At 67.4% G+C, this 14,999-nt stretch carries 14 protein-coding genes; 8 read left to right on the forward strand and 6 right to left on the reverse strand.

The features are described 5' to 3' along the window. Positions 1 to 415, reverse strand: a 415-nt coding sequence (locus ACPEH1_RS15575; protein ID WP_423716029.1) for a GTP-binding protein, incomplete at its 3' end; no start/stop codon positions are given. 268 nt (positions 416 to 683) lie between these two features. Between ACPEH1_RS15575 and ACPEH1_RS15580 the strand changes: the two genes are divergently transcribed. The 5 genes from ACPEH1_RS15580 (at position 684) to ACPEH1_RS15600 (ending at position 6,386) form a co-directional block, all read left to right on the forward strand. Next, a complete protein-coding gene (locus ACPEH1_RS15580; protein WP_017355437.1) occupies positions 684 to 1,175 on the forward strand; it encodes a peptidylprolyl isomerase in 492 nt (163 codons plus the stop codon). A 113-nt stretch (positions 1,176 to 1,288) separates the two neighbouring features. Further along, a complete protein-coding gene (locus ACPEH1_RS15585) occupies positions 1,289 to 2,275 on the forward strand; it encodes a malate dehydrogenase (RefSeq protein WP_017355438.1) in 987 nt (328 codons plus the stop codon). Positions 2,276 to 2,524: 249 nt separating this feature from the next. Further along, positions 2,525 to 4,399 (forward strand): propionate--CoA ligase, encoded by a 1,875-nt coding sequence (prpE, locus tag ACPEH1_RS15590; RefSeq protein WP_136005528.1) that lies wholly within the window; start codon positions 2,525 to 2,527, stop codon positions 4,397 to 4,399. A 329-nt stretch (positions 4,400 to 4,728) separates the two neighbouring features. Beyond that, positions 4,729 to 5,259 (forward strand): hypothetical protein, encoded by a 531-nt coding sequence (locus tag ACPEH1_RS15595; protein ID WP_312711193.1) that lies wholly within the window; start codon positions 4,729 to 4,731, stop codon positions 5,257 to 5,259. 77 nt (positions 5,260 to 5,336) lie between these two features. Continuing rightward, positions 5,337 to 6,386, forward strand: coding sequence for a suppressor of fused domain protein (locus ACPEH1_RS15600; RefSeq protein WP_153164579.1), 1,050 nt, complete (start codon positions 5,337 to 5,339; stop codon positions 6,384 to 6,386). A 70-nt stretch (positions 6,387 to 6,456) separates the two neighbouring features. Here ACPEH1_RS15600 and ACPEH1_RS15605 read toward each other — a convergent pair whose 3' ends face one another. The 5 genes from ACPEH1_RS15605 to ACPEH1_RS15625 all read right to left on the reverse strand — a co-directional run bounded on the left by ACPEH1_RS15605 (position 6,457) and on the right by ACPEH1_RS15625 (position 11,821). Further along, on the reverse strand, positions 6,457 to 7,068 hold the full coding sequence (locus tag ACPEH1_RS15605; RefSeq protein WP_017357266.1) for a glutathione S-transferase N-terminal domain-containing protein: 612 nt from the start codon (positions 7,066 to 7,068) through the stop codon (positions 6,457 to 6,459). Positions 7,069 to 7,156: 88 nt separating this feature from the next. Further along, on the reverse strand, positions 7,157 to 7,615 hold the full coding sequence (locus tag ACPEH1_RS15610; RefSeq protein WP_017357267.1) for a cell wall hydrolase: 459 nt from the start codon (positions 7,613 to 7,615) through the stop codon (positions 7,157 to 7,159). Positions 7,616 to 7,907: 292 nt separating this feature from the next. Next, positions 7,908 to 9,941, reverse strand: coding sequence for an NADPH-dependent 2,4-dienoyl-CoA reductase (locus tag ACPEH1_RS15615; protein WP_017357268.1), 2,034 nt, complete (start codon positions 9,939 to 9,941; stop codon positions 7,908 to 7,910). 142 nt (positions 9,942 to 10,083) lie between these two features. Next, positions 10,084 to 10,695, reverse strand: coding sequence for a YczE/YyaS/YitT family protein (locus tag ACPEH1_RS15620; protein WP_017356949.1), 612 nt, complete (start codon positions 10,693 to 10,695; stop codon positions 10,084 to 10,086). A gap of 100 nt (positions 10,696 to 10,795) precedes the next feature. After that, positions 10,796 to 11,821 (reverse strand): zinc-binding alcohol dehydrogenase family protein, encoded by a 1,026-nt coding sequence (locus tag ACPEH1_RS15625; RefSeq protein WP_017356948.1) that lies wholly within the window; start codon positions 11,819 to 11,821, stop codon positions 10,796 to 10,798. A 372-nt stretch (positions 11,822 to 12,193) separates the two neighbouring features. Between ACPEH1_RS15625 and ACPEH1_RS15630 the strand changes: the two genes are divergently transcribed. From ACPEH1_RS15630 to ACPEH1_RS15640, 3 genes are all read left to right on the forward strand, one after another. Further along, positions 12,194 to 13,285 carry an OmpA family protein gene (locus tag ACPEH1_RS15630; RefSeq protein WP_017356946.1) on the forward strand — a complete coding sequence of 364 codons (1,092 nt, stop codon included), beginning with the start codon at positions 12,194 to 12,196 and terminating at the stop codon, positions 13,283 to 13,285. 259 nt (positions 13,286 to 13,544) lie between these two features. Further along, positions 13,545 to 14,051 (forward strand): hypothetical protein, encoded by a 507-nt coding sequence (locus tag ACPEH1_RS15635; protein ID WP_017356945.1) that lies wholly within the window; start codon positions 13,545 to 13,547, stop codon positions 14,049 to 14,051. Positions 14,052 to 14,070: 19 nt separating this feature from the next. Beyond that, complete coding sequence (locus ACPEH1_RS15640) at positions 14,071 to 14,910, forward strand: pseudouridine synthase (RefSeq protein ID WP_136005538.1); 840 nt, start codon at positions 14,071 to 14,073, stop codon at positions 14,908 to 14,910. Positions 14,911 to 14,999: the final 89 nt, after the last annotated feature.

Genomic DNA, 14,999 nt, shown 5'->3' on the forward strand with positions numbered 1-14,999 from the left:
GGTCGACCTTGTTGACCACCACGATCGGCTTGAAGCCCATCGCGAAGGCCTTCTGGGTGACGAAGCGGGTCTGCGGCATCGGGCCGTCCATCGCGTCGACCAGGATCAGCACGGTGTCCACCATCGACAGCACGCGCTCCACTTCGCCGCCGAAGTCGGCGTGTCCGGGGGTGTCGACGATGTTGATGCGGTTCTTGATGCCGGTCTTCTTGTCTTCCCAGGTGATGGCCGTGTTCTTGGCCAGGATGGTGATGCCGCGTTCCTTTTCCTGGTCATTGCTGTCCATCACGCGCTCTGCGAGCACGGTGCGCTCGGAGAGGGTGCCGGACTGCTTGAGCAGCTGGTCGACGAGGGTGGTCTTACCGTGGTCGACGTGGGCGACGATGGCGATGTTGCGAAGATTTTCGATAGACATGCGAAAGGGGGCCAGTCGGCGCCGGATTTGGAAAAAGAAGTCCAACATTATACGGCCAACATGACCAATCGCGAAAAGTGCCTCGCATCCCTTGCCGGACGGGCATTCAGGTAGCGCCGGCCGCTGGCCGGTCCCCAGGCTGAACACGGCATGGACACCGGGGTGGGGGGCGGCGGCCGGCATGACGACCATTGTCGGGCGGGCCGGCGGATAATCACGGGTGTATCCTATGCAGCTAACGACAAACCCCCGTACCCCAAGGATTTGCATGTCCCTCATCGCCACTTTCGACACTACCCAGGGCCCGATCAAGGTCGAGCTGTTCGCCGACAAGGCACCCAAGACCGTCGCCAACTTCGTGAACCTGGTCAAGAAGGGCTTCTATGACGGCCTGATCTTCCATCGCGTGATCCCCGACTTCATGATCCAGGGCGGCTGCCCGCAGGGGCGTGGCACCGGCGGCCCGGGCTACAAGTTCGAGGACGAAAAGAACGGCGTGAAGCACCAGATCGGCTCGCTGTCGATGGCCAACGCCGGCCCGAACACCAACGGCAGCCAGTTCTTCATCACCCACATCAAGACCGACTGGCTGGACGGCAAGCACACCGTGTTCGGCCAGGTGCTGGAAGGCCAGGCCATCGTCGATTCGGTCAAGCAGGGCGACGTGATCCATTCGATCACCCTGGAAGGCGACACCGACGCCGTGCTGGCCGCCCAGGCCGACCAGGTGGCCGAGTGGAACAAGATCCTCTCCGCCTGATCCCCTCCAACGGCCTCCTGTAACGGGAGGCCGTTTCGCGTTTCCGGCCGCCCCGCCAGGTTTTCCCCGCCCGGTGGCCACTCCCACACAGCTTTTTAGCAGAGGAAATCCCCATGAAAGCACCTGTTCGTGTTGCCGTGACCGGCGCCGCCGGCCAGATCGGCTACGCCCTGCTGTTCCGCATCGCTTCCGGCGAAATGCTGGGCAAGGACCAGCCGGTCATCCTGCAGCTGCTCGAGCTGCCGGTCGACAAGGCCCAGGCCGCGCTGCGCGGCGTGATGATGGAACTGGAAGACTGCGCCTTCCCGCTGCTGGCCGGCATGGTGGGTACCGATGACGCCGAAGTGGCCTTCAAGGATGCCGACATCGCCCTGCTGGTCGGCGCGCGTCCGCGCGGCCCGGGCATGGAGCGCAAGGACCTGCTGCTGGAAAACGCCAAGATCTTCACCGCGCAGGGCGCGGCGCTGAACAAGGTCGCCAGCCGCAACGTGAAGGTGCTGGTGGTCGGCAATCCGGCCAACACCAACGCCTACATCGCCATGAAGTCGGCGCCGGACCTGAATCCGCGCAACTTCACCGCCATGCTGCGCCTGGACCACAACCGTGCCCTGAGCCAGCTGTCGTCCAAGCTGGGCAAGTCGGTCGGTGGCATCGAGAAGCTGGTCGTGTGGGGCAACCACAGCCCGACCATGTACCCGGACTACCGTTTCGCCACCGCCGATGGTGCCTCCGTCGCCGATGCGATCAACGACCAGGAATGGAATGCCGGCACCTTCATCCCGACCGTGGGCAAGCGCGGCGCGGCGATCATCGAAGCCCGTGGTTCGTCCTCGGCTGCCTCGGCCGCCAATGCCGCCATCGACCACGTGCGCGACTGGGTGCTGGGCAGCAACGGCAAGTGGGTGACGATGGGCGTGCCGTCCGACGGCTCCTACGGCATCCCGGAAGGCGTGATCTTCGGCTTCGCGGTGACCACCGAGAATGGTGAGTACACCCTGGTCAAGGATCTGCCGGTTGACGACTTCAGCCAGAAGTACATCGACAAGACCCTGGCCGAACTGGAAGAAGAGCGCGCCGGCGTCGCCCACCTGCTGGGTTGATCGCGCGCTGCGACTGCATGTGAAAAACGCCGGGCTTGCCCGGCGTTTTTTTTGCTCTTCGACGCTTGGCGGAGGCTCTTCGGTCCACGTCATCGCAAGCCTCGAGGGCCCCGCCGCGGCAACTCGACCCGCCGGCGGCCGCGTCTGTTCCAGGCAGCGCACGCCCGGGCGCCTTACGACCAAGGTAGAACGGCTCGGCAGCCGGCATCGGACTATGCTCGATTCATGGCTTTGTCTGGGAGGGCTGTCATGCGTTACGAAGCGATGTACCGACGTTCCATCGAAGAACCCGAGGCGTTCTGGGCCGAGGAGGCGCAGCGCATCTACTGGCATAAAGCGCCGGAGCGGATCCTGGACTACAGCAACCCGCCGTTCCGGCGCTGGTTCGTGGGCGGTGAAACCAACCTCTGCTACAACGCGGTGGACCGCCATCTGGTCGAGCGGCCGGACCAGCTGGCGCTGGTGACCGTCTCGACCGAAACCGACGTCACCCGCGAGATCACCTACCGCGAGCTGTACCGCGAAGTGAATGCCTTCGCGGCGGTGCTGCAGCGACTGGATGTGCAGCGTGGTGATCGCGTGGTGATCTACATGCCGAACATGGCCGAAGCCGTGTTCGCGATGCTGGCCTGCGCGCGCATCGGTGCGATCCACTCGGTGGTGTTCGGCGGCTTCGCCGCGCACAACCTGGCGCTGCGCATCGACGATGCCGAACCCAAGCTGCTGATCGCCGCCGATGCCGGCAAGCGCGGTGGCAAAGTGATCCCGTACAAGGCGATGGTCGATGCCGCCTGCGCCGAAGCGCAGTCGCCGCCGCCGCACGTGCTGATCGTCTCGCGCGGGCTGGACCCGGCCGAGCCGAAGGTGCCGGGCCGCGACGTCGATTACGCCACCCTGCGCGCCGAGGTCGGCGACCAGGACGTGCCGGTGGTGTGGCTGGAATCGAGCGAACCGAGCTATCTGCTGTACACCTCCGGCACCACCGGCAAGCCCAAGGGCGTGCAGCGGGATGTGGGCGGCTACGCCGTGGCGATGGCGCAGTCAATGGAAACGGTGTTCGACTGCCGGCCCGGGCAGGTGATGTTCTCCACCTCCGATGTCGGTTGGGCGGTGGGGCATTCCTACAATGTCTATGGACCGCTGATCGGCGGCTGCACCTCGCTGCTCTATGAAGGGCTGCCGACCCACCCCGATCCGGGCATCTGGTGGGCGTTGTGCGAACAGTACGGCGTGCGCACGCTGTTCTCCTCGCCTACCGCGATCCGCGTGCTGAAAAAGCATGACGTGGACTTCATCCGCCGCCACGATCTGTCCGCCCTGCAGTACGTGTTCCTGGCCGGCGAGCCGCTGGACGAGCCCACCGCGCACTGGATCAACGACGCGCTCGGCAAGCCGATCATCGACAACTACTGGCAGACCGAAACCGGCTGGCCGGCGCTGACGCTGCTGCCCGGCGTGGACATGAAGCCGGTGCGTTTCGGTTCGCCGGGGTTCCCCAACCTGGGCTATCGGATGAAGGTGATCGACGAGACCACCGGCGAGGAAGTGCCGGCCGGGCAGAAGGGCGTGCTGGTGATGACCCCGCCGCTGCCGCCGGGCTGCATGACCACGGTGTGGAAGGACGACGACCGCTTCCTGCAGAGCTACTTCAGCCACTTCAAGGAGCTGCTGTACAGCTCGCTGGACTGGGCGATCCGCGACGAGGACGGCTACACCTTCATCCTGGGCCGCACCGACGATGTGATCAACGTGGCCGGGCACCGCCTGGGCACGCGCGAAATCGAAGAGTGCATCGCCGGCCATCCGCTGGTCGCCGAAGCGGCCGTGATCGGCGTCAAGGACGAACTCAAGGGCCAGGTGCCGCTGGTGTTCGTTACCCTCAAGCAGGCCACCACCGAGCCGGCGGCGGTGATCGCGGAGATGATGCAGCGTGTGACCCGGTCGCTGGGGGCGGTGGCACGACCGGCGCACGTTCACATCGTCAACGCGCTGCCGAAGACACGCTCGGGCAAGCTGCTGCGCCGCTCGCTGCAGGCCTTGGCGGAGGAGCGTGATCCGGGGGACCTGTCCACCCTGGACGACCCGGGTGCGCTGGACGAGATCCGGCGCGCGCTGGGGCGCTGACCCGCACCGTCCGCGTCGCAGGGTGCAGGCGCGCCTGCGCGGCCCCGGAATGGGGGGGGGGCGCGCCACCCGCAGGTATCCGCAGTTCCGCGCGGACGCCTGACCCGCCCGTTGCTGCACCGCATTATCGGGGGCGGCCAGCCTCAGGTAAGCTCCGGGCGTGACCGCTGCAGGCCCCCGGCGCCTGGCGTCGCGCGCTGGGGACACGGCGCGCGCGGGGACGTCGGCGTGGGCAATCGCCTGGAACGGTCGCAAGGGGGCGCACGTGCACCGGCCAACGGCTGGCGGCCGCGCGTGGCAATGCAGCAGGTGACAGGGGGAAGCACCACATGGCGTACATCCATGCCAAGACGGCCGCGGGCCGTCAGGAAATCGAGGACCGCGCGCGGCGTCTGCCGCCGTCATTGCGGTCCATTCTGTTGATGGTCGATGGTCAGCGCGATGACGATGCGTTGACCGCGGTGCTGCCGGGCCTGCGCGCGCCCGACGACGCGCTGGCGCAGCTTGCCGGGATGGGACTGATCGAGATCGTCGGCGGTGCGGTGGCACCGCCCGCCGCGCGCACGCTCACCGCCGGCCGTGAGAAGGACCCGGACCTGTACAAGCGCCTGTACGACTGGATGAGCGAATCGGTACGCAGGCACCTCGGGCTCAAGGGGTATTTCATGCAGCTCAAGATCGAGCGTTGCACCGATGCCGGCGCGCTGGAAAAACTGTGGCCGGACATGGCCGCTGCCGTCGCCAAGGCCAGGAGCCCGGCGCTGGCCAATCGCTGGCTGAGCGATACCCACGCGCTGCTCGATGTACCTGACGCACCAACGCCACCGCTGCAGGACACGGTGGCCGCGGTTCCGGGCTGACGCGTGGCGCAGCGCAAGGGTGGTGGTCGCCGCGCACCGGCGTTACCTTGCCAGGCTACACATGCAGGAGCCACGCGATGGACCCCACGAAGGACGATGACGGCACCCCGGGCTGGGATGCCATCAACGCGGCCCTGGCCGCGCTGTATCCCGGCCAGGAGCCGACGCACTACGGCACGGCGCTGCCCTACACGCTGGGCGGCAATGATCCGCTGGACGGCATCAGCGTGTACCGGGCCGACGTTCCGCGCCCGCACTGGCATTACGTCACCTACGGCTTCTCCGAGCTGTACGACAAGCAGAGCGACGACGCGGTCGACAGCGGCTATGGCTTCGAGCTGACCTTCCGCCTGGCGGTGGACGACGATGCCGCCAGTCCGCCCACGTGGCCGATGAACCTGCTGCAGAATCTCGCCCGCTACGTGTTCGCCACCGGCAACGTGTTCGAAGCCGGGCATCACATGGATGCCAACGGGCCAATCGCGTTGGACACCGACACCTGCCTGCGTCATGTGGCGTTCCTGCCCGACCCGCAGCTGCCGGCGCGCGACACCGCCAACGGTCGCCTGGTCTTCCTGCAGGTGATCGGCGTGAGCGATGCGGAGATGGCGGCAATCAAGCGCTGGTCCACCGATGGCGTGCTGCATGCGCTGGCGCCGCGCATGCCGTTGTGGATCACCGACCTGCATCGCCCCTCCCTGCTTGACGATGCGGACCTGGCCCGGCAGGTGGAGGCGGGCAGCGCCCGCGACGGCTCCAGCACCGCGCTGCTGTTCGTGGAAACCCTGGCGTGGCGTGAGGAGGGTGACAGCACGGTGCTGGTGCTTGGTGCCGGCCAGGTGCCAAGCCTGCTGGACCTGCTGCCGCTGCGTCTGCGTTACGGCCACCCGCTGACCGTGATCGGCGGCGATCGCGAGTGGACCTTCCAGCCCGGTGAACGCGATGCGTTGCGCCGTGGCGAGGGCGGGATGACGTGCACGTTGACGCCGGCAAGCCTGGACGCGCTGCTGCGCGACGTGCGTGCCCAGCGCGGTCGCTACCCGTTGCCCGGTACCGGTCTGGTGGTGGAGGTAGTGCCCACCGCGCTGCGCGACGCGCAGGACAACGTCGTACGCGAGATAGGCTGAGCGGTGCGTGGCGACGATAACGAAAGAGCCCGGCATGGCCGGGCTCTTCGTTGATCGTTCGTCGTCCCGCTCAGAGCAGGCCTTCAGCCTTCAGCGCGGCCTGCACGCCTGGGTCGGCATCCATGCGCTGCTTGAACGCGGCGATGTTGTCCAGGCCGGTCAGGTCGACCTTGGCGCCGGCCGCCCAGCGCAGCGTGATGTAGAAATACGGATCGGCGAAGCTGCGGAACCCGGCCAGCCACTGGCGGCCTTCCAGCTGCGTGTTGGCGCGTTCGAACAGGCCGCGCAGGCGCTTGTGCGCGGCGGCGCGGATGGCGTCGTACTGGCTTTCGTCGCCGATGTAGTTGCCCGGCCCGAACAGCGGCGAAAACGCCGGGTGCAGGTCCGAATTGACGAAGGACAGCCAGCGGGTGGCTTCGGCACGCTGCCGGGCGCTGCCGTCGCCGGCCAGACCCGCCTGGGGATGGGTATCGGCGATGTACCCCATGATCGCGGCGTTCTGGGTCAGTACGAAATCGCCGTCGACCACCGCCGGTACCGAGCCGGCCGGATTGATGGCCAGGAACGCAGGCGCCTTCAGGGTTTCCTTGGTCAGCAGTTCCACGTCATACGGCTGGCCGGTCCACTGCAGGGCAATGTGGTCGGCGGTGGAGCAGGCACCGGGCTTGCTGTACAGCTTCATGGGAACTCCGTTGCGGATGGTGATGGGTGAGCCGCTCACTATTCCAGAGCGGGCCACGCATCCTCAACGGTATGGCTGTAACAGATCGTTACGACGTGCGCGGCTTGAGTTTCTGCACGCGATAGAACGTGTGGTCGCCGATGGTGGCCACCTGGTAGGCATTGCGCCAGCTCGGATTGGCGATGGCCAATGCGGCGAAGTGGCTCGCGCCGGGCACGATCTCCTTGCGCTCGCCCACCGGCAGCGCCCAGTTGCGCTCGGCGTCGAAGGCCACGGTCATCGCTTCCTGCCACGCGTCGGCGTTGCCGAGCTGCGTACCGGGGGCCACGATGGTCGGGGCGAACTGCTTGCGCGCGGTGACCACCTGGCACATCGAGTCGCCCCACAGGCCGCTGTCCAGGCGGCGCAGGGCCACTTCCGCGACGGCTTGCTGGCCGCGCAGGGTCTGGTCACGCGCTTCGAGGTAGACGGTCGTGCTCAGGCACAACGAATCGGCGGCCGGCTGCGGCAACAACTGCGACAGCCAGAGAATCCAGGCCAGTTTCATAAATCTCCTTGCTCCGTATGGGCCGCACCTGGCTGTCCATCCGATCATTCGGACGGGGCGTGGGGTACGACTTGGCGTCATGGGGAGGCGGCCATCGGGGCCGCCCGGTGGCGGACCCGATCAGGATGACGGGTCCGCGCGCTCACTCGAACTGGGTGGTGAGCGGGAAAGTTGGCGCACGATAGGGGGCCATTTCCCAATGCATCCTGAACCCGAAGACTTGACATTCAGGTTCGGAGGGCGGCCGAATTCGCCCATTCAGGGAGTGCCGGCCGCGCGCCGGCAACCCGTTTTACAGCGCCGCCGCCAGCTCGCTGCCCTGGCGGATCGCGCGCTTGGCATCCAGTTCGGCGGCCACGTCGGCACCGCCGATCAGGTGGGCCTGCACACCCGCCGCCACCAGTGCGGCGTGCAGATCGCGCCGCGGTTCCTGCCCCGCGCAGATCACCACGTGGTCGACCGGCAGGGTCTGTTCCTGGTCGCCCACGCGGACACGCAGGCCGGCGTCGTCCACGCCCAGGTATTCCACGCCGCCGAGCAGGGTCACGCCCTTGGCCTTGAGCGTGGCGCGGTGGATCCAGCCGGTGGTCTTGCCCAGGCGGGCACCCGGTCTGCCGGGGCTGCGCTGCAGCAGCCAGACCTTGCGGGCCGGCGCTTCCGGGGCCGGTCGCGTCAGCGCGCCGCGCGTCTCGAAACTCGGGTCCACGCCCCATTCGGCCATCCAGCGCGCCGTATCCAGCGCCGGCGACGGACCCTCGTGCACCAGGAATTCGCCGACATCGAAGCCGATGCCGCCGGCACCGATGATCGCCGCCTGCGGCCCCACGACCACCCGGCCGAGCAGCACGTCCAGATAGCTGACCACCTTGGGATGGTCGGCGCCGGGGAAATCGACCTGGCGCGGGGTGATGCCGGTGGCGACCACCACCGCATCGAAGCCGGCCAGCGTGGCGACATCGGCCACGGTGCCCAGCTTCAGCTCCACGCCGGTCTCGGCCAGCCTGTGCCCGAAGTAGCGCAGGGTTTCGTGGAACTCCTCCTTGCCGGGGATGCGCTTGGCGACGTTGAACTGGCCGCCGATCTCGCTGTTGGCGTCAAACAGCGTCACCCGGTGCCCGCGTTCGGCGGCCACGGTCGCGCATGCCAGGCCGGCCGGCCCGGCGCCGACCACGGCCACGCGCCGCGCGGTGGCGACCGGGCGGTAGACCAGCTCGGTTTCATGCACCGCCCGCGGATTGACCAGGCAACTGGCGGTCTTGTTCTCGAACACGTGATCCAGGCAGGCCTGGTTGCACGCGATGCAGGTATTGATCGACTCCGGGCGGCCGCTGCGTGCCTTGTTGGCCCACGCCGGATCGGCCAGCAGCGGGCGCGCCAGAGAGACCATATCGGCCCCGCCGCCGGCCAGGATGCGCTCGGCCACATCCGGCATGTTGATCCGGTTGGTGGCGATCAGTGGCACGCGCACGTGCGGCTTGAGCTTGGCGGTGACCCCGGCGAAGGCGCCACGCGGCACCGAGGTGGCGATAGTGGGAATGCGCGCCTCGTGCCAGCCGATGCCCGAATTGATCAGGGTCGCACCGGCGGCTTCGATCGCCTGCGCCTGCTGCACGATCTCTTCCCAGTTGCTGCCGTTGTCCACCAGGTCCACCAGTGACAGCCGGTAGATGATGATGAAATCCGGCCCGCACGCCTCGCGGATGCGGCGCACGATCTCCACCGCGAAGCGCATGCGCTGCGCGGCGTCGCCGCCCCAGCGGTCGGTGCGCTGGTTGGTGCGCGGGGCGATGAATTCGTTGATCAGATAGCCTTCCGACCCCATCACTTCCACGCCGTCATAGCCGGCCTCGCGGGCCAGCCGCGCGCTGCGCGCGTAATCGGCGATGTGGCGATCCACACCGCGTGCCGACAGCGCGCGCGGGGTGAACGGATTGATCGGTGCTTTCAGCCGGGACGGTGCCACCGACAGGGGGTGGTAGGCATAGCGGCCCGCGTGCAGCAGCTGCAGGCAGATACGGCCGCCGTTGTCGTGCACCGCACGGGTGACCTGGCGATGCGGACGCACCTCCCACGGCCAGGACAGTTTGCCGCCGAACGGCTTGAGCCAGCCCACCACGTTCGGGGCAAAGCCACCGGTGACGATCAGGCCGACGCCGCCGGCCGCACGCTCGGCGAAATACGCCGCCAGCCGGGGGAAGTCGCGGGCCCGGTCTTCCAGGCCGGTGTGCATGGACCCCATCAGCACGCGGTTGCGGAGCTGGGTGAAGCCCAGGTCCAGCGGGGTGAACAGGTGGGGATAGGCGGTGGATTCGGCGGCTGGCGACATGTCGATACGCTTGCGTACGGAAGCATGAAGCGTGCCGCGAAATGTCCCCAACGGCAAGGGGCGTCTGGTGGCGGGCGGCCGTTGAGGCGGGTGATGCCCGCCGCTGGCGCCAGCCCGACGGGGCGCCGGCCAGCGGCCGGCACTACCGGGCGGCGGCTGCCGGAGTGGGCCTGTGGATGCCGAAGAAGGGCAGAGTCACGCCGCACAGGGGGCCGATCAGCAGGGCGAAGGCGAGGGTGCCCACGCCGACGTCGCCACCGAGCTGCCAGCCGATCACCAGCACCGTGCCTTCGATCAGGCTGCGCACGATCCAGATCGGCCAGCCGGTCCGCGCGTGCAGGCCGGTCATCAGGCCATCGCGCGGGCCCGGGCCGAAGCGGGCGCCGATGTACAACCCGGTCGCCACCGCCACCAGCAGCAGGCCCAGCACGAACATCGGCACCTGCCATGCCAGGCCGTGCACCTCCGGCAGCAGCCACAGCCCGAACTGCGCGCTGGGGCCGATCAGCATCACGTTCAGTACCGTGCCCAGCCCCGGCTTCTGCCGGATCGGCCACCACAGCAGCAGGACCAGTGCGCCGATCACATTGGTCGCCACCCCGAACGACAGCGGGGTCTGCAGCGCGATGCCCTGCGACAGCACATCCCACGGGGCGACGCCAATGGCGGCACGGATCATCACCGCCGCGCCGATGCCATACAGGAACAGACCCAGCAGCAGCTGGGCCAGGCGGAGGGGGAGGGACGTGGGCATGGCGCGTTCACCGGAAAGGCCCTTGAATGTAGGGCCGGCCGGGACGCGCCGACAGATACAGATGCATACCAATCCGCGCCCACAGCGGCGCGTTGGCGGGTCAGTCCCAGCCGGACAGCACCAGCTTGCCGATCACCTCCCCGGCTTCGAGGCGACGGTGCGCCTCGCGCAGGTTTGCCGCATTGATCGGGCCCAGCAGCGTGTGCGCGGTGCTGCGCAGTTCGCCGGCGTCCACCAGGCTGGCCACGCGGTTGAGAATGCGATGCTGTTCGATCATGTCGTGGGTGCGGAAACGCGCCCGCGCGAACATGAATTCCCAGTGGATGCCGATGCACTTGGCCTTGTATGGATCGCCGATGCGCAGCGCGCCGCGCGGCTCCACGATCAGCCCGACATGCCCCTGCGGTGCCAGCAGGTCGCCGATCGCGTCCCAGTAGTGATCGGTATCGGCCAGATTCAGCACGACCTCGACCTGGTCGATGCCCAGCGCCTGAAGCTGTGGCAGCAGCGGCTGGCGATGGTCGATCACATGGTCGGCGCCCATCTGCGTGCACCACGCGCGCGTCGCGTCGCGGGAGGCGGTGGCGATCACCGTGAAGCCCGCATGCCGGGCCAGCTGGATCGCGATCGAGCCGACGCCACCGGCGCCGCCGATGACCAGCAGATGCTGCCCGGCATGATGGCGGTCATCGAAGCGCAGGGGCATGCGCTCGAACAGCAGTTCCCAGGCGGTGAGCGCGGTGAGAGGCAACGCAGCGGCATCCGCGGCGTCCAGCGTGGTGGGCTGGCGTCCGACCAGACGCTCATCCACCCACTGCCATTGGGCGTTGCAGCCCGGTCGGGTGACGTCGCCGGCGTAATAAACCGTATCGCCCGGCATGAAAGCAGTCACTTCCGGCCCGACCGCGTCCACCACGCCGGCGGCGTCAAAACCGAGGATGCGGGGCGACTCTTCCCGGCCCTCGCGCGGGGCACGCAGTTTGGTGTCCACCGGGTTGACCGAGATCGCCTGCACCCGCACCAGCAGGTCGCGTCCCTGCGGCGGGCCCGGCTCGGAAAGCTGCAGATCCTGCAGGGCCTCGGGGTCATCGACGGGCAGGTAGCGGGTCAGTCCCACGGCTTTCATGACAGCTCCGATATCGGGGTGTTGACGCCATCATACGGTTGCTGACATTGCTGTTTCTGCGCTGAATCAATGCGGGCATCGTGCAGGGGCGAAATACTCCCGGTTGGCACCCATAGCGGGATGAATCCCGGGAAACCCTTGTCATCAAAGGCGCTTGCGCAATTTCATCAACCTGTATACGGTGCCACCCGCTGGGCCGGGTAGGGGCCTGGCCGTTCTCTTCACATGTTACGGGACTGTTAACATCACCTTCACCCTCCTGAGCATAATGTTCGCGGCGGTGGCGTGCTGAATCGGCAGTCTGAAAACGACGCAGTAGTGCTGGCCCATGCCTCTACCGGTTTCATACCCCCGAAATAGGAGCTGTACTCAATGAACAAGAAGATCCTCACTGCCGCGCTGCTGGGCGGTCTGGCTTTCGCCCAGGCTGCATCGGCGCAGGATTTTGACGACCGCTGGTACCTGACCGGTTCGGCCGGCTTCAACTTCCAGGATAACGACCGTCTGACCAACGACGCTCCGTTCGTGACCCTGGGCCTCGGTAAGTTCATCAGCCCCAACTGGTCGCTGGACGGTGAACTGAACTACCAGAACCCGAACTTCGACGCCAACCAGGATCTGAACTGGAGCCAGTACGGCGCCTCGATCGACCTGCGTCGCCACTTCATCTCCGAAGGCCGTGGCTGGAACCCGTACCTGCTGATGGGTCTGGGCTACCAGAAGTCGGAAGAAGAGTACCCGGCGCTGGACAACAACGGTCCGCGTGAGCGCAAGGACGGCAACTTCGCCGCCAAGGTCGGCGTGGGTCTGCAGACCACCTTCGAAAAGCGCGTTGCTGTCCGTGCCGAAGTGGCCTACCGCGCTGACTTCGACGACCAGAGCATCGCTGCTCCGACGGAAGACTGGTTCGGCGACGTGCTGGCTTCGGTCGGCGTCGTGATCCCGCTGGGCCCGGCCCCGACCGCGGCTGTGGTTGCTCCGGCTCCGGTTGCCCCGAGCTGCGCCGACCTGGATGACGACGGTGACGGCGTCAACAACTGCGACGACAAGTGCCCGAACTCCCAGCCTGGCCAGACCATCGGTCCGGACGGCTGCCCGGTGCCGGTCTCCATCGACCTGAAGGGCGTCAACTTCGACTTCGACAAGTCGACCCTGCGTCCGGACGCCGTGGCGATCCTGAGCGAAGCCACCGAGATCCTGAAGCGTTACCCGGATCTGCGCGTTGAAGTGGCCGGCCACACCGACTCGAAGGGCACCGACGCTTACAACCAGAAGCTGTCCGAGCGTCGCGCCACCACCGTGTACGACTACCTGACCAAGAACGGCGTGTCCGCTTCGCGTCTGGTGGGTCCGATCGGCTACGGCGAGAGCCGTCCGATTGCTCCGAACACCAACCCGGACGGTTCGGACAACCCGGAAGGCCGTGCAAAGAACCGTCGTACCGAGCTGAACGTCCAGAACTGATCTGTCTGGTTGTACAGCCTCAGAAGAGGGCCCGGCATTGCCGGGCCCTTTTTTTTGCGCCCAAACGCCAAGCGCCGGACCACTGTCATTGCCATGCGCCTTCGGTTCGGCGGCGGCAGCTACCGAGCACGCCGACGCAGGCCGCATTGGATCTTTGCTTTAAATCCAACAAGTTGCCGTATTCATTGAATGTGGGATCTTGAAAGCCGTTGTGGCGCTGTTAAACTCGGCGCGTCGACCCCTTTCCTGGATGCATCCCATGCTGCGTATCGCACTGGCCACCGTGCTTGGCCTGGCCCTGGTTCCCGCCGCCCACGCAGCCGTGGATTGTTCGGCGAACACCAGCGCTTCGCCGCTGCCGCTGCCGGCCACCGCGATCGCGCCCGTGGCCGAGGAGCTGTACATCCGCAACGTGCAGCTCGGCATGCCGGCTGGTGTGCTGACCTCCAATTTCGACCAGCACCAGTCGCTGGACCGCGTGCTGCAGCGCCTGCGCATTGATGGCTGCCAGAACATCGCCAAGGCGATGCCGGGTGCACCGGCGATCAAGCCGAACGATCCGGCGGCCTACAAGCCGCAGACCGAGTTCGACAACACGCCGTGGCGCTTTGACATGAGCCAGAACGGCAAGCGCATGACCGCCGAGGAATTCGACGCCTGGATGAAGGCGCGCGGTGTGCGCGTGGTCAAGGCGCGTCCGGCGCCGGCTGCCGTCCCGGCCGCCGCGGAAGCACCGGCTGACACCAAGCCGGGCGAGAAGAAGTAAGCCGCCGCGCGCGGAGCTCATGACCACACGCCGGCCCCCCGCCGCGTCCGCGCCCCGACCACGCCGCCCCGAGCGGCGTGCGTCCCCGCAGAAGTCCCCCTCTCCGGGCAGTGCCGGGGCCGTGCGGCACGGCCTGGCCCGGGTGCTGTCCAAGGCGGGCCTGTGCTCGCGCACCGAAGCGGCGCGCTGGATTGCCGACGGACGGGTCACGGTGGACGGGCGGGTCATCAACAACCCCGAGTACCCGATCATCGATGGGCGCCACCAGGTGCGCGTGGATGGACGCGCGCTGGATGCGCCGCGGCGCATCCATCTGATGCTCAACAAACCGCGCGGGCTGGTCACGACCGCACAGGACGAGCAGGGCCGCGACACGGTCTACCGCTGCTTCGACGGTGCCGGCCTGCCGTGGATCGCGCCGGTGGGGCGCCTGGACAAGGCCAGCGAAGGGCTGCTGCTGTTCAGCAACGATCCGCAGTGGGCCGCCCGGCTCACCGACCCGACGACCGGGCCGGACAAGACCTATCACGTGCAGATCGACACGATCCCCGATGCCGCGCAGTTGCAGGCGCTGTGCGCCGGCGTCGAGGATGACGGCGAGCGCCTGTGCGCGCGGCGTGTCGACCTGCTGCGCAGCGGCGAGAAAACCGCCTGGCTGGAAGTGGTGCTGGAGGAGGGGCGCAACCGCCACATCCGCCGCCTGCTGGCCGCCGTCGACATCAATGTGCTGCGGCTGGTGCGCGTGGCCATCGGACAGCTGCCGATGGGTGAGCTGGGCAAGGGCGCCTGGCGCGAACTCAGCCAACACGATCTGGACCTGCTGTATGCCGCGGCCAAGGGCGCTGCGGCCTCACCGTGACCTCGCGGCCTGCCGGCATGTGGCAGGCCAGTCGACCCGGGCAATGGATGGCCTTCGAAGGGACATTCCGATCATCACCGGGAGCAAGA

The sequence above is a fragment of the Stenotrophomonas sp. NPDC077421 genome (assembly GCF_049545505.1).
Classification (GTDB): Bacteria; Pseudomonadota; Gammaproteobacteria; order Xanthomonadales; family Xanthomonadaceae; genus Stenotrophomonas; species Stenotrophomonas nematodicola.